The organism is Phormidium sp. CCY1219 (assembly GCF_035615515.1).
Classification (GTDB): domain Bacteria; phylum Cyanobacteriota; class Cyanobacteriia; order Cyanobacteriales; family Laspinemataceae; genus CCY1219.
Window position 1 is genome coordinate 1 of sequence record NZ_JAJENT010000955.1, and the last position, 304, is coordinate 304.

Annotated in this window: 1 protein-coding gene; it reads left to right on the plus strand. The window is 46.1% G+C overall.

The window, feature by feature from the left end; all coding sequences use genetic code 11:
* On the plus strand, positions 1–281 hold a 281-nt coding region (locus LKK83_RS30830), incomplete at its 5' end, for a hypothetical protein (protein ID WP_324635291.1).
* Positions 282–304 lie beyond the last annotated feature (23 nt).

Below are 304 nucleotides of genomic sequence, written 5' to 3' on the forward strand. Positions count from 1 at the left end.
AAAAACTGTTGCGTTCGCCTGATGGTTATTTCCCCAGCAGTCCAATTCAGGGCTGGGAAAAACTGTTGCGTTCGCCTGATGGTTATTTCCCTGCTACTACTCCAGGGCTGGAAAAAAACTGTTGCGTTCGCCTGATGGTTATTTCGCCAACAGTCCAATCCCGGGCTGAAAAAAAACCATTGCGTTGGCTTAATGGTTATTTCCCTATCACTACTCCAGGGCTGGAAAAAAACCATTGCGTTGGCTTAATGGTTATTTCCCTACTACTACTCCAGGGCTGAAAAAAAACGGTTGCGTTGGCTTA